The sequence below is a fragment of the Dactylosporangium fulvum genome (assembly GCF_025137375.1).
Lineage (GTDB): Bacteria > Actinomycetota > Actinomycetes > Mycobacteriales > Micromonosporaceae > Dactylosporangium > Dactylosporangium fulvum.
The window spans coordinates 8,708,359-8,731,339 of record NZ_CP073720.1; the positions used below are offsets into that span (position 1 = coordinate 8,708,359).

Here is a 22,981-nt window from a genome sequence, read left to right on the forward strand (position 1 = left end):
CGGGGCGGCACCCTGCCGGTGCCGCCCCGCCGGGGTGGAACGGTCAGCTGCTCAGCGCAGTGATCGTGAGGGTGGCGCGGTAGGCGCCCTTGTCGACGCTGCCCGGGATCTTCAGATCCAGGTCAGCACCGAGCCGGGCGGTCCCCTTCGGGTGACCCTGGCCGGCCCAGCCGAGCCCGCGCGAGACGGACAGGCCCTGGCCGTGGTCGTCGTAGGCCGAGGGCACCGCCGCGCTGGCCTGCGCACCGGCACCGTCCTGGACCACGCGCGGCGTCCAGCCGAGGTAGGCGCCGGAGAACGTCTTGTCGGCGTCCCGGAAGTCGCTCACGCTGGCCGAGATCGACCACGGGGCGAGCGAACGCCGGTTGTCCGACACGACGATCGGGTTGATCTGGCCCGTCGCCTCGAAGTAGTCACCGTTGTGGTCCTGCGCGGTGCCGAGGTTCACCAGGCCGTTGTAGCCGTCGATCGTCCAGCCGAACTCGCCGGGCGCCGCGTTGGGCACGTTGACCTGGATGTCCTGGCCGTCGGCGTGGTACGGGTGCACGGTCACCTTGTCGACGACCGAGCCGACCGGCTGGCCCTCGGCGGTGTTGGTGCAGCTGAGGCCCTTCTCCACGGCGGGGTTCGGCGCGGCGCAGGTGCCGCTGCGGACGTTCTGCACGACGAGCTTGTCGCTGCGCACCTCGACCTTGACGTAGCTGCGCACGTGCTCCTGGTTCTGCGCCGAGTTGTACCAGTAGCTGTTCGGGTTGAGCGGGTCCGCGCCGTTGCCGGCGCCGCTCGTGCCGCTGTTGTCCGGAGCCGTGATGTCGTAGTACTTCGAGCCCGAGGCCGAGTTGCCCGTCACGTAGAGCACGCCGCCGGGGCCGGGGTACACGTCGGCGGCGCCGGGCTGCTCGTCCGGGTTCGCCTTCGCGCCGTTCTTGATCAGGTAGCTGCGGGAGTAGCTGTGGTCGTGGCCCTGCAGCACCAGGTCGACGCCGAGGTTGGAGAAGACGGTCGGGAAGTCGACCCGACGTACCTTGTTGTCGGAGTCCTTGGCGTGCGAGGCCGGCGAGTAGATGGCGTGGTGGTAGACCAGCACCTTCCACTTGGCCTCGGCACCGTGCTGGTTGATGACGTCGGTCACGTAGGCGATGTGCGCCTCGTCGCCGCCGCCGCCCGAGGCGGTGCGGTAGCTGTTGCTGTTCAGGTCGATGAACAGCACATCCTTGTAGATGTACCAGTAGTTGCCGCCCGAGGTGTTCGACGCCGGGTTCCCGTTGGCGTACAGCGGGGCCGAGCGGTCCGTGTTCGGGGTGAACAGGTGCTGCTCGTAGGCCTTGCCACCGACGTCGTGGTTGCCGATGGTCGCCGCCCACGGGTACTGCCGCAGCTTGTCCGGCGCGAGGAAGGCGTTCCACTGGGCCTCGGTGTTGGCCGTCTCGACCTGGTCACCGCCGGACACCAGCAGCTCGGCGTTCGGGTTGGCCGCGAGCGAGACGTTCAGGGTGTCCTGCCAACCGGCCTGGTCCTTGGCGACGTCGCCGGACGAGCCGATCTGCGGGTCGCCGTAGAACAGGAAGTCGTAGTCGCCCTCGAAGTCCTGCGTCTTGAAGGCGTACGTCGAGGACCAGTTCCCCTCGGTGCCGACCCGGTAGGAGTACGCCGTGTGCTCCTGCAGGCCGGTGACGGTCGCGTGGCGGTTGAAGCCGCCGCTGGTGGCGATGTTCGCCGCGCCGATGGCGGCGAACGTGGCGGCGCCGGCCGGGAACTCACCGTTGACCAGGGATGCGGTCGGGGCGAGCTGGACCTTCTGCGCCGTGTCGGCCGACGAGTACCACGTGACGATGCGCTGGGACTCGTTGGCGCCCACACCGAGGATGAGCCCGGTGAGGACGGCGGGCTCGTCAGCGGCGGCAGCGGTACCGGGACCGCTGCCCAAGGCCACTGCCAGGCCCAGGAGTGCCGCGGTGGCCCCTACGGCCGCGCGGCGCCGCACAGGCCGGGAGGCCTGCGGGGAGGTGCTGGAGTTCATCGGTTCACTTTTCCTTTGCCCGATGGGAGGTACGGATCAAGCGACCTCACGCTTCCGCTGCCGGGTGAAGCCATCGTGAACTCGGCCCGGCGGCCAGTTGCACGTCGTGCGAGCCTCGGGTCGTTAGGCCCCAAACGTTCTCTGCACGAACCACACCAGACCCATCACAGCCACGCCGGCGGCGATCACGCCCGTCGTCCACACGCCGGCCCTCGGCGAACGGCGACGCAGCACGATCAGCAGCGGGAAGACGACGGCGATGAGCGCCAGCTGCACGACCTCGATGCCGACGTTGAACACCAGCAGGGACCACAGCAGGGTCCACGACCACGCCTCGTCGATCCCCAGTGCGCCCGCGAAGCCCAGGCCGTGCACGAGGCCGAAACAGAACACGACCCCGAGGCGGATCCAGCCGGACCGGTCCAGGCTGAAGTGGCCGCGTCCGGCCGTCTCGAGGTCGGTGGCACGGTCGCCGCGCCGCCGGATCCGCCACAGGTGCCAGCCGGCGACCACGGCGATCGACAGCGCGATGACGGGCTCCACGAGCCGCGCCGGTACGTCCACCAGGCCGAGGGCGGCGAGCATGAACGTCACCGAGTGGGCCAGGGTGAAGCTCGTGGCCGCGAGCACGATCTCACGCAGGCGCCGTGACCCGGCGATGAGCGCGAGCAGGAACAGGATGTGGTCGATGCCGGTGAGCAGGTGCTCGGCGCCCAGGCGGAAGAACTCCCAGAACCGCTCGTACCACGCCTGCGCCGTGGAGAAGGACGGATGCGCGGCGTCGAGTGCGGCACTGCCCGAGCGGCCGTCGATCTCGTAGGTGACGATCGTCTTGGTGCCCTTGACGAAGCCCTCGGCGTCGGGGAACAGCCCGCTGCGCACCTCGTGCGCGTCGCTCCGATCGGGACAGGCCCAGTCGAGCAGCAGGCCGGCGTACGGCACACCCTCCTGCCGGCCCATGGTGAAGTCGCCGACCCGCGCCGGCGTGCACGCCTTGCCGTCCGCGGTGACCGAGAAGCGCTCGGTGACGTACCTGACGGCCGAGTCCGCGTGGGCGTTGAGCACCGTGGCCTGACCAGCGGTGTCGCCCGCCTCGAACGCGGCGGTCCCGTCCCGGAAGAGCGGATCGTCGTGCCCGGCATCGGCCGCGGACACGACAAAGAGGTCGTACTCGAGTTCCAGCCTCGTCCGCACGTGGCCTTCGTCGCCAGCGGTGACGTGGACGTACACGGTTGACGTGAAGCCGTGGGCGAGTGCCGGCCCGGGACTCAGGACGGCGATCACCGCCGCGACGATCCCGGCTGCGGTGACGAGGGCGGTGCGGTACGACATGGTGCTCCTTCGCTGTGGCGAATGCACGGTGCACGCCATGGGTGAACAAGATCCACCGCACCGGCGAACCGATCACGAACAACTCCTCGGAACGGTGCACAAGCCGCCGGGCGGCGGCCGGAACTGCGGTAGGAAGGAGCCCGCACCCGCCACCACCCGGAGGACGATCGCCTTGCGCCCCCCGCTTCGGGCCGTTGCCGCACTCGCCACGGCCGCCGCGCTGCTCGCCGGATGCGGCTCCGGCGACGACTGGTCCGGGCCGCACCCGGCGCCCAGCGCCGTCGGCGCCCTCGGCCCAGGGTTCGTCGACCCGTCAGCCTCACCCACCCCGGAGGCGACCATCACGCCCCGGCCCGGCTCCTGGAACGGGGTCCACCCGTCGAAGGGCTACCGCGTGGTGCTGCTCACCGCGGGTGACGACGACCCGACCAAGGCCCTCGTGACGGCGGTGAAGGACTGGGCCGACGCGGAAGACGTCGCGCTGAAGACGGTCGTCGCCGCCGACGCCCATGACCTCGTCCCCGCCGTCACCAGGGCACTCGAGCTGCACCCGGACCTCATCGTCAGCGCGGGCAACGACCTCGTCGACCCCCTGGCGGTGGTCACCGCGAGCCACCTGTCCCAGCAGTTCCTGGTGGTGGGCGCGGAACTGGCCGAGCCCACCCACAACGTCACCGCGGTCGACTGGTCCGGCGCGTCGTTCCGCGGTGAAGGACTCGGCATGTCCTCGACGTACGACCCCGGCTCGTTCACCGCCGAACGCTGCTCGGCCGCCGTCAGGGCGGGCGTCGCGGCCGTGCTCAACAACCTGACCGGAATCGTGATCTGGCTCGACCAGTTCTAGTTCGCCGGTCTTGTTGCGCGTCGATCCTGCAGTTTGGTGCCGGGACACTCCCCGAATGCCCGGTTTGCATGGCACCACAACTGCAAGATCAACGATGGTGGGCCGGTCGACGTTGGTGGACACCGCATTGGTCGCGCGGCTCGCGGGCCCGAAAATGTCATAGGGGTTCGCTACCGTCTGAAGGGTCATGTGGACCCGGGTTGGCGAGACGGTCATCGGGCGGGAGCACCCCGCCGGTGTGCTGCGCGCCGAAATCGATCGGGTGGCCGAGAGCCACGGCGGCCTGGTGCTGGTGACCGGCGAGCCCGGCATCGGCAAGACGACCCTGGTCACCGGCGCGGCCGAGGCGGCACGCGACCGCGGGGTCACGATCGTCGGCGGCCGCTGCTGGGACTCCGAGAGCGCGCCGGGTTACTGGCCATGGGTCCAGGTGCTGCGCGGCCTGCACCGGCAGGCGACCCCGGACGAGTGGGCGACGATCGAGGAGGCCGGCGGCGGCAGCGTCGCCGCGCTGCTCGGCCGGGCGACCCACCCGGAGGAGCAGGCCGACGCGTTCAGCCTGTATGACGACGTGACGGCGGCCCTGGTGGCGGCGTCACAGCACCACCCGGTGATGGTCGTCCTCGACGACCTGCACTGGGCGGATCCGGCGTCGCTGCGGCTGCTCGAGTTCGCGGTCCAGCACACCTGGTTCGAGCGGCTGCTGCTGGTCGGCACCTACCGCGACGTCGAGGTCGAGTCCGTCACCCACCCGCTGCGCGCGCTGGTGCTGCCGCTCGTGGCCAAGGCGACCACCGTAACGCTCACCGGACTCGAAGCCGCGGAGGTGGCGGCGCTGATCGCCCGCACGGCCGGCCGGGAGCCGTCCGCCGCGGTGGTGGCCGAGGTGCACCGGCGCACCGGCGGCAACCCGTTCTTCGTGGAGCAGACCGCACGGCTGTGGCGGGCCGACGGGTCGGTGTCCGCGATCGCGCCGGGCGTGCGCGACGCCGTCCGGCGCCGGCTCGACCTGCTGCCCGACCCGCTCGTCGAGCTGCTCACCACCGCGTCGGTGCTGGGTCACGAGTTCCACCGCCAGCTCCTTGCGGCCTCGGTCGCGGCGCCGGTGCCCGAGGTCGACCGCCTGCTCGACGGGGCGATGGCGGCCCGCCTGGTGGTCGGCCGGGGCGGCGGGCGGTTCGCGTTCGGCCATGACCTGGTCCGCGAGACGCTCTACGACGCGCTGCCCGACCAGGAGCGACACGACCGGCACGCGGCCGTGGTACGGGCCGTCGGGCGGACGCCCGCGCTGCGCGACCGGCTGTTCCCGAGCGACCTGGCCCGCCATGCGTACGCGGCCGGCACGCAGGTCGAGCCGGCCGTCACGGTCGAGCACCTGCTCGCCGCCGCCCGCGACGCATCCGGCCGGCTGGCGCCCGAGGAGGCGATGGGCCATCTCCGCCGGGCGCTGGAGCGGGCCGAGGATCCGGCCCGGCGGGTGCTGATCCACCTCGACCTGGCGCAGGAGCTGTTGCACGGCGGCGGGCGCCGCGAGTCGTGGGACCACATCGAGGCCGCCGCGTCCCTGGGCCGCGAGGTCGACGACCCGGCGGTGCTGGCCCGGGTGGCGCTGGTGGCCGACCGTCACCGGAGACCGCGCGGCCTCGAGGCGCCGTTGATCGAGCCGCTGCTGCGGGAGGCGCACGCCCGGATCGTCGGCACCGACGGCGGTGACCTGCCACGCGACCGTCTGGTGGGCGAGCTGATCCGGCACACCGAGATGCTGGCGCGCGAGAGTCAGAACGACGAGGCACTCGCGTTCAGCCTGTGGAGCCGCCACGACTCGATCTGGCGGCTCGGCTCGGCCCGCGAGCGGGAGGCGCTGCTGGCCGAGATGGAGACCGTGGCCCGGCGCTCCGGCGACAACCAGACCGCGGCCTTCGCGGCGTCGCTGCGCTGGGTCGCCCTGCTCGAGCTGGGCGACCCGCGCTACTACGCGCAGCTCCAGACGATGCAGGCGCTCACGGAACAGGTCGACATGGCCCAGGTGCGGCTCGCGCTGACGATGGACAGCGCCATCATCGCCACGCTGCGCGGCGAGTTCGCCGACGCCGAGGCGCTGCTGCGCGAGATCCAGCTGCACTTCGACTCGACCCACGACGACTACGCCTACATGGGTCACCACGTCTACTGGGCGCTCCACATGCAGCGCGGCCGGTTCGCCGAGGCGGGCCGCATGCTCGACCACATCTCCGAGACACAGGGCCCCTACCTCGCGCTGGCCGCCGCGTTGACCGCCGCCGCCCAGGGAGATCCCGGACCGGGGACGCAGCACATCGCGGACAGCTCCGGCAGGCCGCACCCGCCGTCGATGGAGCCGCTGTTCCTGCGGCTGCTCGCCGAGGTCGCGGCGCTCACCGGCGACCCGGCGGCCTGCGCGCAGGCCCGCGCGGCGTTCGCGCCGCACCGTGGCCGGTGGCTGGTCTCCATCTACGGCTGCGACGTCAGCGGCCCGGTCGACCTGTGGGTGGCGATGGTCGACGCGGCCGAGGGCCGGTGGCACGACGCGCTCTCCGGGTTCGCGTCCGCGCGGGCGGCGGCCGACCTGCTCGGGGCGCGGCCGTGGTCGCTGACCGCGCGGCTGGGGCTGGTGACGGCGCTCCTGGGCAGCGGCGCGTCGGCGGCGACGCTGCTGGCCGAGGTCGAGCGCGAGGCAGCCGAGATCGGCATGCCCCACCTGGCCGCCAAGGCCGCCGCCCTGGCCGGCGGTGCGGGTCCCCCGGGTCTGACCGCTGCGCCGGCGGGCGGTGCGGAGCCTCCAGACCCGATCGGTCTCTCAAGCCCGACCACCGCGCCGGCCCGCGGTGCGGAACTTCCGGGACCTGCCGCCTCGGCCCGCGGCGCGAAACTCATGGACCCGGCCGGCGATGCAGGACCCTCGAGCTCGCCCACCGGTGTCTCGACGCCGTCGGGCGAGAGTGGGGCCGGCACGGCACGGGTGGGGCCCGGCGGTTCCGCGGCCGAGTTCCGGCGTGAGGGGGACGTGTGGCGGCTGGCCTTCGCCGGGCGGGTCGTGCACCTGCCCGACGCGAAAGGGCTGCGCGACCTCCACGTGCTGCTGAGCCGGCCGGGCGACGACATCGCAGCGGTCGAGCTGCTCGACCCGGCCGCGGGGCCGGAGCTCGCCGCGGCCCGGCGGATGGGCGGCGACCCGATCATCGACGACGAGGCCAAGGCCCGCTACCGGCGGCGGCTCGGTGAGCTCGACGAGGCGATCGACACCGCCTCACTGCGCGGCGACACCGCCAAGGTGGACGCCCTGGACGAGGAGCGCCGCGCGCTGATCGGCGAGCTCCGAGCGGCAGCGGGCCTGGCCGGCCGCACCCGCCGCCTCGGCGACGAGGCCGAGCGTGCCCGCAAGACGGTCACCGCACGCATCCGGGACACGCTACGCAAGATCGACGAGCGCCATCCCGATCTGGGCGTCCACCTCCGTGACGCGGTCTCGACCGGCGCCACCTGCCGATACGCGCCGCCGGCCGAGGTCCGCTGGCGGTTGTGAGCGCTGCCTGAAACTCCGCCGGCCGCGTCGCCGGCGGTCATCAACGCCGCGTGCGTGGCACCGGCCGCCCTGCTGGCAGATGCCAGCGCACGCCGACCCGACGCGTCGGCGGCGCACCGGGCCGGCTGCGCCGCGAACACCGCACACACGCCGAACACGGCGCGGCACGGCGCGCGGCGAGCACTGCACGCGGCGTCGGTTTTCGTCGGCGACAAGAGAGCGGCCCCGTGCGCCGGGTCGCGCACGGGGCCGGGTGTCGTGGCCGAAGAGGGCCGGGTCGTGCTACTTGCGGTTGTAGCGGTACATCGTCAGGGGGCCGAAGACCAGGATGAAGCCGGCGCTCCACACCAGGGTCCACATGATGTTCCGGCTGTCGGGGCTGCCCTCCATGACCGAACGGATCGCGCCGACCAGTTGGGTGATCGGGTTGACCTTGACGAACGCCTGGAGCCAGCCGGGCATCGTCCCCGGGTCGACGAAGACGTTGCTGAGGAACGTCAGCGGGAACAGCACCAGCATGCTGACGCCCATGACCGACTTCTCGCTGCGCAGCACCAGGCCGAACATCGTCCAGACCCACGAGAACGCGAACGAGAACACCACGAGCAGGCCGATGCCGGCGGCCACGCCCGCCACGCCGCCGTCCGGGCGGAATCCCATGACGAGGCCCACGCCGAGGATGACCAGGGCGGCGAGGATGTAGCGCAGCACATCGCCGAAGATCATGCCGACGAGCGCCGCCGGTCGCCACACCGGCAGGGTCCGGAACCGGTCGAACACGCCCTTCTCGATGTCGGTGTTGAGGCCGACCCCGGTGTACATCGTGATCATCACGACGCTCGTCACCATGATGCCGGGCAGGAAGAACTGCAGGTAGGCACCGGTGCTGCCGGCGAGGGCGCCGCCGAACAGGTACGTGAACATCAGCGTCATGATGATCGGGAACGCCGTCACGTCGAAGAGCTGCTCCGGCACGTGCTTGATCTTGAGCATCGCCCGCCAGCCGAACGTCACCGACGCCGCCAGGGCGCTCGGCCTCGGCGGTCGGGCACCGGGTGCGAGGACGGCACCCAGCGTCTCCGGGGACGGCACGTAGACGGTCTGCGCGTCCGACGTCGTGGTGGTGGTCATCGAACAGCCTCCATCTCAGCGGTACCGGCGGGCACTGCCGGGCGGTCGGTCAGGGCCAGGAACACCTCGTCCAGGCTGGGCTGGCCGAGGGAGAAGTTGTCGACGACGACGCCGGCCTCGGCGAGCTCGGACAGCACCCGGGCGGCCTGGTTGCTGGCCTCGAAGTCGGAGCCGTCGACCCGTGCGGTCAGCGCCACCGGGTCGGCCTCGGGCTCGACGGCGGCGCCGAGCGCACGCGACAGCACCTCCTGCGCGAGTGCCCGCGACGAGGCGTCGCGGAGCCGCACGTGGATCGTGCCGGAGCCGATCGACGACTTGAGCTCGCCGGGCGTGCCCTCGGCGATCACCTTGCCGTGGTCGACGACGGCGATCCGCGACGCCAGCCGGTCGGCCTCCTCGAGGTACTGCGTGGTGAGCAGCACCGTCGTGCCCTGTGCCACGACCGCGCGCACGATCTCCCAGACCTGGCTGCGGCTGCGCGGGTCGAGACCGGTCGTCGGCTCGTCGAGGAACAGCAACTCGGGCGTGTTGAGGATGCTCGCCGCGATGTCGATGCGCCGCCGCATACCGCCGGAGTACTTCTTGACCTGGCGCCCGGCGGCGTCGGTCAGCCCGAACGCGGCCAGCAGCCCGTCGGCCCGCTCCCGCGCGGCTGGCTTGCGGTGGCCGAGCAGCCGGCCGAGCAGGACGAGGTTCTCGAAGCCGGACAGATCTTCGTCGACCGACGCGTATTGCCCGGTGAGGCTCACCTTGGCGCGCACGGCGTCGGCGTCGCGCACCACGTCGTGCCCGAACACCTTCGCCGAGCCCCCGTCGGGCCGGGTCAGCGTGGCCAGCACCCGCACGGCCGTGGTCTTGCCGGCACCGTTGGGGCCCAGCAGACCGTAGACACTGCCGGCCGGGATGTGCAGGTCGATGCCGTCCAGCGCACGTGTCTCGCCGAACGTCTTGACCAGCCCCTTCGCCTCGATCGCAGGGCCGGCTGGTCGGTCAGTCATGATCTTTCCTCCGTGGAATCCGTTCGTACTTTTCACGAGACATAGGGACGGGCCGCGCGCCCCTCGCGCAGCGTCAGGCCCCACCAGCAGAGCTGGTCGAGCAGGACGCGGGCGGCCTGGACCGGAGCGTCGCCGCCGAGCAGACGCTCCAGGTCGCCGGCGTCGTCCAGCAGGTCGACGCCGACACCGTCGCGCACGGTGACCATGTGCAGGGCTGTGAACACCGTCCGCAGCTGGTCGACCGCATGCAGTCCTTCCGAGCGGCAGCCGTACGAAACGAACCCGACCGGCTTGGCGTGCCACTCGTCATAAGCAAAGTCGATCGCCTGTTTCAACGAGGCGGGAAAACTGTGGTTGTACTCCGGTGTTACCACCACGAAGGCGTCGGCGCGCTCCACCTCGGCCGCGAACGCCGCCATCTGCGGCGTCGCCTCCGCCGGATAGCCCGGCGGAAACGCGAACCCGGCGATGTCGATCACCGAGACCAGCACCCCGTCCCGGCGCCCGGCCTCAGCGACGATCCAGCGCGCGATCCGGTCGCCGACCCGGCCCTCCCGCGTGCTGCCGATGATCACGGCCAGGTGCAGCGGTCCGTCCCTCATGGCGGCACCTCCCTGTCACATGACAGGCGCGAGATGCCGCCGCCAGGCCCGCCAGATCGGATCTAGCAGGTACCGTTCGCCGGGTTCACCTGCGGAAGAAGGGTGCGGCTGCGGCCCGGACGCGGGTACTCCTGGGCCGCCGCGGCCAGACGGCTCGCGTGCTCGCGCTGCTTCTGCCAGTGGCCGTAGAGCGCGCCCTGCTGGGCGAGGCGGGACACGGCCTTGATGGTCTCCGGGTCGACGTCGCCGGGCGCGGCGTCGCGCCACGGGGTGCCGGGCAGCGGCATGAAGACGTGGGAGTGGATGCGGGCGCCGAGCTCCGCGAGCTCCTTCGCCAGCGTCAGCGACGCCTCGACGTCGGACGGGTCCTCACCCGGCATGCCGAAGATCATGTCAACGTTGATCCGGAAGCCCTCCGCGATGCCCAGCCGGACCGCCCGCCGGACCGACTCGACGTCGTGGCCGCGCTTCGCCCGGTCGAGAACCTCCTCCGAGCCGGACTGGGCGCCGACGATGAGGTTGTCGTTGGCGCAGTACCGCTTGACAAGGCGCAACGCCTCGACCGTCATATGCTCGGGGCGGATCTCGCTCGGGAACGAGCCGAAGAACACCCGCCCGTCCGGCCCGATACCTTCTTTGCAGGACGCGAGCAGCTCCTCGACGGCGGCCAGATCGGGCTCCTCACCGTCGGCGCCGTAGGACAGCGAGGTCGGCGTGATGAACCGGACGTCGCGCTTGCCGAACTCCCGCATCCGGTCGACGTGCCAGCGCACGTTCTCGACACTGCGGTGGCGGAACTTCGCGGAGAACATGAACGGCGTCTGACAGAACCGGCACCGGTTCTGTCGTAGACTACTGCCTATGACGACCGCTGTCTATCTCCGAATCTCGGAGGACCGTCTGGGCGAGGGCCTGGGCGTCGAGCGCCAGCGCGAGGACGCCCGCGCCCTGGCCGAGCGGCACGGCTGGGCCGTGCGGGAGTTCGTCGACAACGACATCTCCGCCACGAGCGGGAAGTTCCGTCCGGGGTACGCGGCGCTGATGGTCGCCGTGAAGGCCGGCGAGGTGGAGCGGATCGTCGTCTTCCACACGTCCCGGCTGTGGCGGAACCGCCGGGAACGCGCGGACGGCATCGAGCTGTTGCGGGAAGCCCGGGTGAGCGTCGTCCCGGTCAAGGGACCGGAGCTGGACATGACCACCGCATATGGGCGGGGCATGGCCGGGATGATCGGCGAGTTCGACACGATGGAAGTCGAGATCAAGTCGGAGCGCCAGCGCCGCGAGGCCCAGCAGCGCGCCGAGCACGGGAAGCCCGCGGGTGGGCGCCGAGCGTTCGGGTACACCGCGGACGGTATGTCGCTGGTCGAAGACGAGGCCGAGGCGCTCCGCGGCGCGTACCAGCGGCTGCTGGCGGGGCGGAGCTTGAGCGGCATCGCTCAGGACCTCAACGCCGCCCGGTTCACGACAACCGTGGGCGGCGTGTGGCGGCACAACGCGGTGCGACTGATGATGGGCAACCTGCGAAACGCCGGCATCCGTACGCATCGCGGCAAGGAGGTCGGTCCAGGGCTCTGGCCCGCCGCCGTCTCCGAGGAGACCGTGCGGGCGGCGATCGCGATGCTCTCCGAGCCGAAGCGCCGGACCAACCACGTGGGCAGCGCACGGCGCTGGCTCGGTACGAGGCTGTACCGGTGCGGCCGGACCGGCTGCGGCGCCCTGGTCGTCTCGACCTACCGGGAGAAGTACGCCGACGGCCGTGTGCGACGCGTCTACCGGTGCCCGGCGTGCGGCCTGTCGCGCCTGGCCGAGCCCGTCGACTCCTGGGTACGGCGGATCGTTGCCGACCGGCTCGGCCGACCCGACGCAAGGGACCTGCTGCATTCCGGCAACGACAACGGGACCGACGTCGAGGCGCTCCGGACTCAGGCGATGACGCTGCGGCAACGGCGCGACGCCGCGGTGAAGATGTGGGCCCGGGGCGTACTCGACGACCAGGAGCTCGAAACCGCGAAACGTGAGATCGCCGCAGAGCTGGCTGAGGTGGAAACGAAGCTCGCGGAGGCCGGAAGGGAGAACGCCCTGGTGCCGTTGCTCACCGCTGAGGATCCGGTTGCCGAGTGGCGCAAGATGGAGGGCCGGATCGACCAGGAGCAGGCCGTCATCCGGGCGCTCACCACCGTGCGGCTACTCCCTCCCCCGCCGGGCCGGCGCAAGTTCGATCCCGACACTGTGGAGCCCGACTGGGAACCGGATCGCTCGGCGCGATGAACCATCTCGGTGGGCGCGGCGGCCGTCGCGCCCGATGAGATCGGTCAGTTGGTTCGCTTCGGGAGTGGTCTCAGCAGCGTCGCTAGACGGTCACGCTGCTCCTGCGTTAGCGGTGGAGTTCGGTCGACGTAACGACCTGCCGATGCGGCAGGTCGGCCCGGTTGATGAGGTACCAGCGGCGCTTTCTCGCTGGATCCCGACGGGGCGGATGATCGCCTCGTTGGTCAGACATTGAGCCTGTAGATTGGTCGCGTCGCAGAGGGGGTACGTCGTTGCGTCCCGTCCCAGAGGATGTCCTTCGCCGACTCGCGTTGGACGACGCTGTCGCGCAGGAGGCGGCCGCCGAGGAGCCCCTGTTCCCACAGATGGCGGGCTGGAAGGACATCGCTGCGGACACGCCGGGCTTCACGCAGTGGTTACGGGGCCAACTCGAGGCTGGCATGCCAACCAGTCGAGGGCTGGTGGTCATGACACCCAAGCCCGTCCACGGCAGTCGGCCGGTCGCGATATGGGGATTCGCGGAACGTGTGACGTACCGCGCCATAACCAATCTTCTGCTAGATGCCATCGGCCGTAGAGCGGATCGGTCGCGCGAGGCGTTTCGCGAGTTTTTGATAGCACCACTTACCTACGCCAAGGAGATTGGCTCGAAGCCATCCACAGCGGTTCTGCGCAAGCCATGGCCGTACGATGCGATCATCGAGCACATCGTAAAGGCCGATCTCGCAAGCTTCTACGAATACGTCGACCATGAGCTACTCGGCCGTGAACTCTTGGTATTGACAGGCGACTACAAGGCCGTGGACTGCCTAGTAGACCTGCTGGGCGACGTGCAAGGTCGCAGGTTTGGCCTGCCGCAGCTTCTCGGACCTTCCGACGAGTTGTCCGACATCTACGGAGACAAGGTTCTACGGGAGACGCGACGACACGGATGGCCCACGTGGCGTTTCAACGACGACTTTCGTATTGCCGTTAAGTCGATGGCGGAGGCAACCGCCGCACTCGGAGACCTCGAGATCGCAGCTCGTGACGTGGGCATGATTCTCAACGAAGGAAAAACACGAACGCCGCTTATCCACAATTACTTCTTCGAAAACATCGCAGACTACGGCGACGGAGACGAGAAGGTCGATCCGGACTGGGCCGTATCAGTGATTGCTAACGCATACAGCGCAAGAGAGTCGAAGGCGAATGCGCCTGAGGACTCGATCGACCTTAACAGTCCAACGTCCGATGACGTCCGTACGTTCCGAGCAGCCCTGACCGGACTCCGCGATAATATCGATTATGTTGATCGCGACCTACTGCATCGAGCAGTCAATATCGTGCGCTACCTGCCATCGGTTACCCCATGGGTGCTACGCATCATTCACAAGATCGCCTCGACGGAGGCACCTATCGCAGGTAGCAGTCTAAGTGAAATGGTAACCAGCGTAAGCCTCAGTACATGGCAGAGCATCTGGCTTGTCCGAACCATCAACGATACCGACATTCTCTCGTCAAATGCAGATGCGACGGCACTCCTGCAGACATGGGTGACCGGGCAATACAACAACAGCTCGCATCCCGTCCTGCGAGCAGAGGCGACGGTGTGCCTAGCGGCACATCTAGCCATGGATCACAAGAAGGTCGTTAGAGCCCTTTACGAGGAGCCGACAGCGCTTTCCGCCTGGTACCTCACAGCTTTGAAGAGCCTGCATGCACGTGGAAGCGTCCCCCAGGACGTCTACGACGCGGTGCGCAATGATGGAGGTATCAATCGATGCCTCCTGCCGTAACGGTGCCATTGCCGCACGCCCCGCGACGCATCACGGAAGAAACATTGTATGCACTCGTCGCGGTGTATACGCAATCGGAACAATCCCAGGAACCGCACAGTAGAAGGGTCAATCGCATATCACCCACGCATCGAGGAACGCCAGCCATGGACCGACAAACGACCGAACGCCACGCTTGCTGGATTCGAATGGCCGGTGCGGTCGAGGTGTATGTAGAGCACGTGCTGGAGCACCTGTTCATTGAGGCGCCCTTGCCAACAGATCCAACCCAACTGGCACAGTTCCAGCGGGCGACGTCACAACCACCGCGCACTTGGGCCGATCTCAAGTCGAGGTACAGCGATTTCCACGGGATTGACCTCTCGACGATCGCGGATTGGTCTAGATTCGAAGCGTGTCTAACTGTACGAAATACCATCGCACACGGGCTCGGGCGATTCACAATGCATCAGCTTGCAAAGGAGCTTTCACAACAGGTGTCCCTCGTCGGAATCTCCGTGCGGGACGGTTGCCCCATTGTCGACCAGCAGGCATTGGGGACATGCTTCACAATCTGCAGAAACGTCGTACGCGACCTTGATCTGCGCGTTTAACCGACCGATCGAGCGCACGCGCGGGAACCGCATGAAGGCTAGATAAGACCATCTCGGTGGGCGCGGCGGCCGTCGCGCCCGATGAGGTGGGTCAGTTGGTTCGGTTCGGGAGTGGTCGCAGCAGCGCCGCCAGGCGAGCGCGCTGCTCCTGTGTCAGCGGTGGAGCTCGGTCGACGACTCTCCGGGCGTGCTCGGCGAGCTCGTCCTCGTCTGTCGAGTCGTCGGCATCAGAGGCAGACTCGCGACGCGGCGAGGTGGCTGCGGTCTCTGTGGGGGCACGTGATGACGCGCCACGGCGTGCGGCCATGTTCCTCCATGGTGTACCGGGCGGCTGGGGTCAAGTGATGGCGTCATGGCGCTCCTTTCGGGTTCAGATGTCGATCAGGCGGGTGAGCGGTCCTTCTCGTCGGTGCCGCCACCAGACGGCACCAGCGGGATCGCCACGGACGGCAGTGGCCACCGGGTATCGGACTCCGTTGGCCGTCAACTGCTGTTGGAGATGTCGCTCGCGCAGCGGCGAGTGGAGGGAGAACAGCACCGGCCAGCGATGGCCGATGATGCTCGCCAGCTTGGCGTAGCCGGCGAGCTTGTCGACGAGCACCGACAGGGGTTCGGTGCCGGTGTCGTACTCAAGAAAAAACGGCAGCTCCCGGTCGGCCTCGACCCAAATGCCGTGACCGTCGGGGCGGATCGGCGATGTGTAGACGTGTTGGTGCATGTCGGTCGTGCCCGGTTCGGCGAACGCGCCGCGCTCTTGGCAGCGCCTCGCCGGCCACCAGCGCTCCAGCACTGCACCGGGATGGGTGCGGGCGTATCCGGCGAGTTGGGTGAAGAAGCCGTTGACACCCAACAGGTGTGGGAGGTTGGCGCGGTTGGTGAGGTACCACCGGCGCTTTCGCGCCTGGTCCCGGCGGGGCGGATCGTCGCCTCGCTGGGCGCTGATGACGTCGGCGCCGAGTTGACCGAGGACGTAGTGGTAGGGGAAAGAGCCGCCGTCCTGGCGTTGGGGCCGGAAGCGGTCGACGAGGTCTTCTTGCAGGAGCGTGCGGAGACGTCGTTGGGCGAAGTTGATGGACGGGAAGAGTGCCTGGGCGATCTGGAAGCTGGTCAGCACGCCGTGATCGGCGAGCCAGCCGAGCAAGGTGAAGTCGCGGGCAGTGAGCGTGGCTTGGACACGCATGATCCTTTCAGTCATAGGCGACCGCCGTATGCGACTTCTCCCCGCCGGGAGACCCCTGGAGAGGGTCTGTCGTAACGCCTCGGGGAACGCCGGTCCGGCGGGTGAGCTGCGGTGTTGGGTAATCAACCGAGTCCGGTTGGGGGTCCGGTTCAAGCAGGACCCCGAACCGACCGGCCGAGCGGCGACCCAAGCGGACACCAAACGGTCGTGGTACCCGTGGCCTGTTGGGTGCTGAGCGGTGCATCGATGCCTCCATAGCGATATCGCGGACAAGCGTCCGGGCCCTTTGGCCTGGGCGATGTTGATGTGACGGCTGCCCGATGCCGGCCAAACGGCCGCGCGCCGACGGTGGACAGCCAGCAGCGGGCCGGGTCTCGCCCGACCGGGCGGGATCAGTGATCCGTCTGCTGTGGGGGTGCATGGTTGGGATGGAGTTGCCAAGCAACGAGCCGGTTCACCGGGCAGCGAGCGGCCAGACGGCACTCACGCGGGCGCCAAAGCTTGGCGATCGTGACTGGCGTCGTTTGCGGCGGCGAGGAGCAGGGCGCCGGCACACGGGACACGCCGCATCGACCGATGGCGTCGCGTGCCCGAGCGGCACGGACGCATCGGAGATGCGCGCATCCACGCGTGCCGGACAGCGGGCTCTACTCACCGGCGTGGGTACCTGATTGGGGGTCTGCCCGATCGCCGGAGCCGCCCGGTGTCAACCGGCCGTTGGTTCCTCAGGTCCGTGAACCGGCTTGCACACTTAAGGCTGCGTAGGCACGAACCCCTGCGGAAGACGACCAGCCGCACAGGATCTAGACCATTGAGCACGATGGAACGATCGAACGCCACCAAATGGGCGGTGTTTTCGGTTGATGAACACTTTTCGATGTCCGCGTTCGTCATCAAGCGCCCCGACCCTCCGGCCGGGGCGCTTGATGAGCTCCGCTCAGACCAGTTCCGCCACCGCGCGCCATGCGGCGTCAGCGGACGCCCGCGGGAGCAGCATCCCCCGGAGTGGCTCCCGAAGGTGCCACGGCTGGCCGGTGCCTCGTTCCAGTTCGGTCATCTCGATGAACTCGTTGGCGCCGTCTGCGTCGGCGACCTTAAAGATGAACAGGTCGACCCATGGGTCGTCGGTCTGAATGACGAACGGCTCGGAGCGGTGGTACTCGTCCGCCGCCGTGCCGTAGGCGGTGCACACCTTGCGGGCGCACCATGCTGGATGAAGCTCTTCGCTCATGATCGCTCCTCGCTCGCCGATACAGTTGATCGGGCACGGCGCCACAAGCTGCGGTTTCGGACCGCCGCGCTCTTGAGCAACCTACATCACATAGTGATGCAGGCACCACCTCGTGATGTAGGTTTTCTGGACTGCGGGCAGGGTGCTCATGTGCCTCTGAAGAACGACGGGACGCCGTACTACCGCCAGGTGGCGGCCGATCTCCGCGCCCAGATCGAGGCGGGCACACTGAAGCCGGGCGACAAACTCCCGAGCATCCAACAGCTTCGCGACATCTACGACGTCAGCGGCACCGTCATCCAGTTCGCTATGGTCGAGCTCAAGGCGCAGGGCCTGGTCGTCGGCCAGCCTGGGCGCGGCGTGTTCGTGACCGAGCGGCCGGCCTGACCAAGCACGGCCTCAACCGCTGACCGACAGGTGGACAGGCAGGATGTCGCTGTGACCAACCCCGACCTTGTCTTGGTACTGCGTTACCGCAAGGCCGTCACCTACGGCTTCCACGTGCTGCTCGGCGCGCTCGAAGAGCACGAAACCGCGACCGCGTACGAGGTCGTCTTCGCCGAGACGCCCGAGGCGACAATCAGCGAGATCGAGGCCGGGCTCAGCCGCGCCAAACGCGTGCTGGTTCTGTGGTCGTTCTACTCCCCCGACGCCGAGGCGCTCGCCGCCGAGCTGACGACAATCAAGGCGGCAGCCCCCGGCGCGTTGCACGTGGCCGGTGGCGTCCACGCCACGGCGGAGCCCGTGCAGACGCTGGACGCCGGGTGGGACGTCGCGGCGATCGGCGAGGGCGAGACCACGCTGCTCAAGCTGGTGGACGCCGGCGGCGATCCGACGGGCGTGACGGGTCTGGCGTACCGCGACGCCGCCGGCCAGGTGGTGAAGACCGGACGACCGGAGCGCCTACCGCTGGACACGTTCCGCGGCTTTTCGCTGCGCTGGCACCGCTTCAACGCCCTCGAGATCACTCGGGGATGTGCGTTTTCGTGCAGATTCTGCCAAACCCCCTTCATGTTCTCGGCGCGGTTCCGGCACCGCAGCGTGGAGAACGTCCGCTGGCACGCCGACCAGATGCGGGAGCGCGGCCTACGCGACATCCGGTTCATCACCCCGACCGCGTTGTCGTACGGCAGCCAGGACGAGTCGCCGAACCTCGACGCGGTTGAGGAACTGCTCGCGTCCTGCAAGGAGGGCATCGGCCCGAACGGGCGCGTCTTCTTCGGCTCCTTCCCGAGCGAGATCCGCCCCGAGCACATCAGCGTCGAGGCACTTCGACTCGTCAAGAAGTACTGCGCGAACAACAACATCATCGTCGGCGCCCAGTCCGGCTCCGACCGCATCCTCGACGCAGCGAAACGCGGCCACGGCGTCGAGGAGGTCAAACGTGCCGTCCACCTCGGCGTGCAGGAAGGCTTCCGGATCAACGTCGACATGATCTTCGGCATGCCAGGCGAAGACCAAACCGACGTCGACGCCTCCCTCGCGTTGGCCCGCGAGCTGGCCGAACTCGGTGCCCGCATCCACGCACACACCTTCATGCCCCTGCCCGGCACCCCCTGGCGCGACGCCCAACCCGGCGATGTCGACCCGGACACCATCACCGCAGTCGACCGCCTCTCTCAGCAAGGCGCCCTGTACGGCCACTGGCAGCGCCAGCGCGAACACGCAGTTCGCCTGGCCGCCGCCGCAGAGGCGTACCCGCGGCCCGGCCGCAGCCGGACACTACCCATCCACCCCCTTTCGGAATAAACGGCCTGGGCCGCCTCGTCGGCCTGACCGTTGGGAGCACCCCCACGCGTGTAGGGACGACGTCGCCAGCACCGTGTCGATCTCGTAGCCCTGGGGAGCACTCCCACCACGCGTGGGGACGGCCCGGCCTCGTACTTCTCGACCGCGTACTCGTACGGAGCACCCCCACGCCAGTGGGGACGGCAACGGCATTTACGTCGAGCCCTACTGCAACGACGGAGCACCCCCACTCGGGTGGGGACGACGAGATCGTCGCATTGGCGGTGATCCGGTGTACGTGGGAGCACCCCCATGCGCGTGAGGGTCGACCGCCGCCGAGTGCGCGTTGTCGGCGTTCCGCTTGGGAGCACCCCACGCGCGTGGGACGACATCCCGCTGGGCAGGCAGCACAACGCAAACTTTGGGAGCACCCCATGCGCTTGGGGACGACCCGGCCACCCACGCCGGCGGGTAGTCGCCGGCCGGAGCACCCCCACGCGCGTAGGGACGACCTAATGCGCCCCGCAGAAGTGGGGCAACGGCCCGGGGGCACCCCCACGCGTGGGGACGACCTCACGACCCTCACCGCCGGCGGCACCCTCGTGGGAGCACCCCCACGCGCGTGGGGACGCCGACAACGCCGACTTCGAGCTGCACGCCGCGTGCGGAGCACCCCCTCGCGCGTGGGGACAACGGACCCGCATACAGACCCTGGAGCACGGAGTCGGGATCACCCCCACGCGTGTGGGGACGACACGATGGGGATGCCGGTGGCGCGGCCGACGCTGAGAGCAACCCCACACGCGTGGGGACGACGAGTCCATCCAGATTTCGATTTTCCAGCCGGGCGGAGCACTGTCAACGACGGTTGAAAACGGAGCAAGTTGCGACGGGGCGCCGACAGAGCACCCCCACGCCTCGGGGGAGACGCACCCTGCCGGTTCATGATCGCCTAGCCCCGGGACCCCCGGCGTGGGGACAACACGACGCCCCAGTCGACGCCCTACCCGGGCCATGGAGCACGCCCACGCGCGTGGGGACGACGGAGATGCCAGCCTCGGTGATGCCGCCCATGTTCGGAGCACCCCCACGCACGCGCATGGGGACAATATGCCCTCTTCGGTAAAGAGCTGCGTGTACTGGGGAGCACCCCCACGCGCGTGAGGACAAACCCACCTAGCGGGGTCACCGCGTACGCCCACTCGGGAGCATCCCCACGCGAGTGGGGACGACAGGGCGATCGGCGGTCCGGAGGCGTGGGAGAACGGAGCACCCCCACGTGTGTGGGGACGACGCCTTGAGCCGGGACATCGCGACGCGGAGGACCGGAGCACCCCACACGCTCGTGGGACGACCTCCACGCATGGCCGCTCATTTCCTGGCGATACGGAGCACCCCACGCGCGTGGGGACGACTGGGTCGTGATGTGCCAGTTGCGGCCGTTTTCCGGAGCACCCCCACGCGCATGGGGACGGCACGGGTGGGACGGCCTCGGAGAGCACGACGACACCGGGAGCGCCCCCTGTGCGCGTGCGGACGGCTCAGTGACATTCGGCCACGGTCCGCACCTCTGTGGAGCACCCCCACGCGCGTGGGGACCACACCATGGTCGTGGACCAGGAGAAGTACTGGGCCGGAGCACCCCCACGCGCGTGGGGACGACGGTCGAATGGTCGTGCGGACCAGGGAATCACAGGAGCACCCCCACGCGCGTGGGGGACGGTGCCCTCGGCGACGACACGACCACCCCGCAGGGGCACCTCACGCGCGTGGGGACAACGACCCTGGTGGTGTGGTCGGTGGTGTTGTTGAGGCAGGGAGCACCCCCACGCGCGAGGGGACGACCGAGCCGCGTGGGTCGGTGAGGGCCACTGGATCGGAGCACCCCCACGTGCGTGGGGGCGACGCGATCTTGTCGTTCGCGGCTATGCATGCGTACGGAGTACCCCCACACGTATGGGGACGACAGGCGGGTGTCGTTGAGCGCGATCGTCACCGTGGCCGCACCCCCACGCGCGTGGGAGGACGCGATGGCGAACTGCAACTCGGCGCAGGCATAGGGAGCACCCCACTTGAGTGGGGACGATTTGATGCGCCCGCACAACTGGGGCAAGGGCCCGGGAGCACCCCCAATGCGTGTGGGGACAATCTCATGACCTCACCGCTGGCGGCACCCTGGTGGGAGCACCCCCATGTGCGTGGGGACGACAACGCGAACGTGCGCGACCAGGTGGTCACGCCGGGAGCACCCCCCACGCGTATGGGGACAACTTCGGGTCGGCGGTCACGTAGTAGCCGCCGTACGGAGCACCTCCACGCGCGTGGGGACGACACGGCCGCGCTGTTCTGGCCGAGCAACGGCGAGGGATCACCCTACGCGTAAAGACGACTACCGGACCGGCCCGTCAGGCGAGCTTTCGTACGGAGCACTCTACGCGCGTGGGGACGACGATCAGCAGGTCCGCGACGACGTGGTGGCGATGGGAGCACCCCTAGCGCGTGGAGACGACACCGTCGACGCGCCGCGGTTACCGCAGGTCAAGGGACACCCCACACGCGTGGGACGACCGCAGCTCGGCGCTCGGGACGAGGGCGAAGCGCGGAGCACCCCCACGCGCGTGGGGACGACGGCACGACGATCGTCGCCAACCCGTCCGGGTTCGGAGCACCCCAACGCGCGTGGGGACGACCGGCTGATCGTCACCAACGGCTACGCCGCTGACGGAGCACCCCCACGCGCGTGGGGACGACAGCGGCGTGACCAGAGACAGTTTGTCTGCCCACGGAGCACCCCCACGCGCGTGGGGACGACGCGGCACGCCGACGTTCAGGCGCGTGGAGGGCGGAGCACCCCCACGCGCGTGGGGACGACGTGGTCAACTGCGTCCACGGCACCCGGATCAGGGGAGCACCCCCACGCGCGTGGGGACGACGACGGCGAGGATCCGGCCGTTGTTGATCCAGGAGCACCCCCACGCGCGTGGGGACGACGTCGCCTTCGACGAGCACGGTGATGCCGTCCCGGGAGCACCCCCACGCGCGTGGGTGTCGCGGCTTCCTGAAGACTGGATTCAAAAATCGGCGACAGTGGGGACGACACTTTGTGAGCTGCGGCTCCAGAGATCAAGTCGTGCGATTTGCATCGGTACACGGTTGCTCGTGCCGTGTGGCCCGTGCGGACAGACAAAGACGTCGCCATGTTGACGCGAAGTGCTGCGCGAACAACAACAGCATCGTCGGCGCCCAGTCCGGCTCCGACCGCATCCTCGACGCAGCGAAACGCGGCCACGGCGTCGAGGAGGTCAAACGTGCCGTCCACCTCGGTGTGCAGGAAGGCTTCCGGATCAACGTCGACATGATCTTCGGCATGCCAGGCGAAGACCAAACCGACGTCGACGCCTCCCTCGCGTTGGCCCGCGAGCTGGCCGAACTCGGTGCCCGCATCCACGCACACACCTTCATGCCCCTGCCCGGCACCCCCTGGCGCGACGCCCAACCCGGCGATGTCGACCCGGACACCATCACCGCAGTCGACCGCCTCTCTCAGCAAGGCGCCCTGTACGGCCACTGGCAGCGCCAGCGCGAACACGCAGTTCGCCTGGCCGCCGCCGCAGAGGCGTACCCGCGGCCCGGCCGCAGCCGGACACTACCCATCCACCCCCTTTCAAAATAAGCGGAAGGCTTCCGCGGCCCGCCAACTGAGTCGGGAGATCCAGCACCGGTGCATTCACAAAC

At 69.2% G+C, this 22,981-nt stretch carries 15 protein-coding genes and 1 CRISPR repeat array; of the genes, 7 read left to right on the forward strand and 8 right to left on the reverse strand.

All coding sequences use genetic code 11. From position 1 onward, the window contains the following. Positions 1 to 43: 43 nt before the first annotated feature. Entirely contained in the window at positions 44 to 2,020 is a 1,977-nt protein-coding gene (locus tag Dfulv_RS40015; RefSeq protein WP_259859013.1) for a fibronectin type III domain-containing protein, read from the reverse strand. Positions 2,021 to 2,143: 123 nt separating this feature from the next. Continuing rightward, a complete protein-coding gene (locus Dfulv_RS40020) occupies positions 2,144 to 3,352 on the reverse strand; it encodes a HupE/UreJ family protein (RefSeq protein WP_259859014.1) in 1,209 nt (402 codons plus the stop codon). Positions 3,353 to 3,524: 172 nt separating this feature from the next. Here Dfulv_RS40020 and Dfulv_RS40025 point away from each other — a divergent pair, with 172 nt between their 5' ends. Together Dfulv_RS40025 and Dfulv_RS40030 are read left to right on the forward strand one after the other, a co-directional pair. Beyond that, positions 3,525 to 4,196 (forward strand): type 1 periplasmic-binding domain-containing protein, encoded by a 672-nt coding sequence (locus tag Dfulv_RS40025; protein WP_259859015.1) that lies wholly within the window; start codon positions 3,525 to 3,527, stop codon positions 4,194 to 4,196. A 187-nt stretch (positions 4,197 to 4,383) separates the two neighbouring features. Continuing rightward, positions 4,384 to 7,737, forward strand: a complete 3,354-nt coding sequence (locus tag Dfulv_RS40030; RefSeq protein WP_259859016.1) for an ATP-binding protein — start codon at positions 4,384 to 4,386, stop codon at positions 7,735 to 7,737. A 282-nt stretch (positions 7,738 to 8,019) separates the two neighbouring features. Here the strand turns inward: Dfulv_RS40030 and Dfulv_RS40035 are convergent, their stop codons facing one another. The 4 genes from Dfulv_RS40035 to Dfulv_RS40050 form a co-directional block, all read right to left on the reverse strand. After that, positions 8,020 to 8,868 (reverse strand): ABC transporter permease, encoded by an 849-nt coding sequence (locus tag Dfulv_RS40035; RefSeq protein WP_259859017.1) that lies wholly within the window; start codon positions 8,866 to 8,868, stop codon positions 8,020 to 8,022. Next, complete coding sequence (locus tag Dfulv_RS40040) at positions 8,865 to 9,866, reverse strand: ATP-binding cassette domain-containing protein (RefSeq protein WP_259859018.1); 1,002 nt, start codon at positions 9,864 to 9,866, stop codon at positions 8,865 to 8,867. Before Dfulv_RS40040 ends, Dfulv_RS40035 begins: the two co-directional genes overlap by 4 nt. Before the next feature lie 32 nt (positions 9,867 to 9,898). Next, entirely contained in the window at positions 9,899 to 10,468 is a 570-nt protein-coding gene (locus Dfulv_RS40045; protein WP_259859019.1) for an NADPH-dependent FMN reductase, read from the reverse strand. Positions 10,469 to 10,530: 62 nt separating this feature from the next. Beyond that, on the reverse strand, positions 10,531 to 11,280 hold the full coding sequence (locus Dfulv_RS40050; RefSeq protein WP_259859020.1) for a TIGR04013 family B12-binding domain/radical SAM domain-containing protein: 750 nt from the start codon (positions 11,278 to 11,280) through the stop codon (positions 10,531 to 10,533). Positions 11,281 to 11,329: 49 nt separating this feature from the next. Here Dfulv_RS40050 and Dfulv_RS40055 point away from each other — a divergent pair, with 49 nt between their 5' ends. After that, positions 11,330 to 12,736 carry a recombinase family protein gene (locus tag Dfulv_RS40055; protein ID WP_259859021.1) on the forward strand — a complete coding sequence of 469 codons (1,407 nt, stop codon included), beginning with the start codon at positions 11,330 to 11,332 and terminating at the stop codon, positions 12,734 to 12,736. A gap of 311 nt (positions 12,737 to 13,047) precedes the next feature. Further along, positions 13,048 to 14,514, forward strand: coding sequence for an RNA-dependent RNA polymerase family protein (locus tag Dfulv_RS40060; RefSeq protein ID WP_259859022.1), 1,467 nt, complete (start codon positions 13,048 to 13,050; stop codon positions 14,512 to 14,514). A gap of 963 nt (positions 14,515 to 15,477) precedes the next feature. Here the strand turns inward: Dfulv_RS40060 and Dfulv_RS40065 are convergent. Both Dfulv_RS40065 and Dfulv_RS40070 read right to left on the reverse strand, forming a co-directional pair. Further along, positions 15,478 to 16,287, reverse strand: a complete 810-nt coding sequence (locus tag Dfulv_RS40065; protein WP_259859023.1) for a replication-relaxation family protein — start codon at positions 16,285 to 16,287, stop codon at positions 15,478 to 15,480. A 937-nt stretch (positions 16,288 to 17,224) separates the two neighbouring features. Beyond that, positions 17,225 to 17,518 (reverse strand): hypothetical protein, encoded by a 294-nt coding sequence (locus Dfulv_RS40070; protein ID WP_259859024.1) that lies wholly within the window; start codon positions 17,516 to 17,518, stop codon positions 17,225 to 17,227. A gap of 150 nt (positions 17,519 to 17,668) precedes the next feature. Between Dfulv_RS40070 and Dfulv_RS40075 the strand changes: the two genes are divergently transcribed. The 3 genes from Dfulv_RS40075 to Dfulv_RS40085 all read left to right on the forward strand — a co-directional run bounded on the left by Dfulv_RS40075 (position 17,669) and on the right by Dfulv_RS40085 (position 22,919). Next, the gene (locus Dfulv_RS40075; RefSeq protein WP_259859025.1) at positions 17,669 to 17,905 is read left to right on the forward strand and encodes a winged helix-turn-helix domain-containing protein; all 237 of its coding nucleotides are present in this window, start codon (positions 17,669 to 17,671) and stop codon (positions 17,903 to 17,905) included. A gap of 51 nt (positions 17,906 to 17,956) precedes the next feature. Beyond that, complete coding sequence (locus Dfulv_RS40080) at positions 17,957 to 19,267, forward strand: TIGR04013 family B12-binding domain/radical SAM domain-containing protein (RefSeq protein ID WP_259859026.1); 1,311 nt, start codon at positions 17,957 to 17,959, stop codon at positions 19,265 to 19,267. 2,580 nt (positions 19,268 to 21,847) lie between these two features. Next, positions 21,848 to 22,299: direct repeats of the CRISPR family, unit length 29 nt; unit sequence GGAGCACCCCCACGCGCGTGGGGACGACG. 113 nt (positions 22,300 to 22,412) lie between these two features. Continuing rightward, entirely contained in the window at positions 22,413 to 22,919 is a 507-nt protein-coding gene (locus Dfulv_RS40085; protein ID WP_259859027.1) for a hypothetical protein, read from the forward strand. The last annotated feature ends 62 nt before the right edge of the window (positions 22,920 to 22,981 follow it).

Excerpts from the sequence above, each read along its gene's own strand:
- Dfulv_RS40015 (WP_259859013.1), bottom strand. The coding sequence starts at position 2,020 with ATGAACTCCAGCACCTCCCCGCAGGCCTCCCGGCCTGTGCGGCGCCGC.
- Dfulv_RS40020 (WP_259859014.1), bottom strand. The coding sequence starts at position 3,352 with ATGTCGTACCGCACCGCCCTCGTCACCGCAGCCGGGATCGTCGCGGCG.
- Dfulv_RS40030 (WP_259859016.1), top strand. The coding sequence starts at position 4,384 with ATGTGGACCCGGGTTGGCGAGACGGTCATCGGGCGGGAGCACCCCGCC.
- Dfulv_RS40035 (WP_259859017.1), bottom strand. The coding sequence starts at position 8,868 with ATGACCACCACCACGACGTCGGACGCGCAGACCGTCTACGTGCCGTCC.
- Dfulv_RS40040 (WP_259859018.1), bottom strand. The coding sequence starts at position 9,866 with ATGACTGACCGACCAGCCGGCCCTGCGATCGAGGCGAAGGGGCTGGTC.
- Dfulv_RS40045 (WP_259859019.1), bottom strand. The coding sequence starts at position 10,468 with ATGAGGGACGGACCGCTGCACCTGGCCGTGATCATCGGCAGCACGCGG.
- Dfulv_RS40050 (WP_259859020.1), bottom strand. The coding sequence starts at position 11,280 with ATGTTCTCCGCGAAGTTCCGCCACCGCAGTGTCGAGAACGTGCGCTGG.
- Dfulv_RS40055 (WP_259859021.1), top strand. The coding sequence starts at position 11,330 with ATGACGACCGCTGTCTATCTCCGAATCTCGGAGGACCGTCTGGGCGAG.
- Dfulv_RS40065 (WP_259859023.1), bottom strand. The coding sequence starts at position 16,287 with ATGCGTGTCCAAGCCACGCTCACTGCCCGCGACTTCACCTTGCTCGGC.
- Dfulv_RS40070 (WP_259859024.1), bottom strand. The coding sequence starts at position 17,518 with ATGAGCGAAGAGCTTCATCCAGCATGGTGCGCCCGCAAGGTGTGCACC.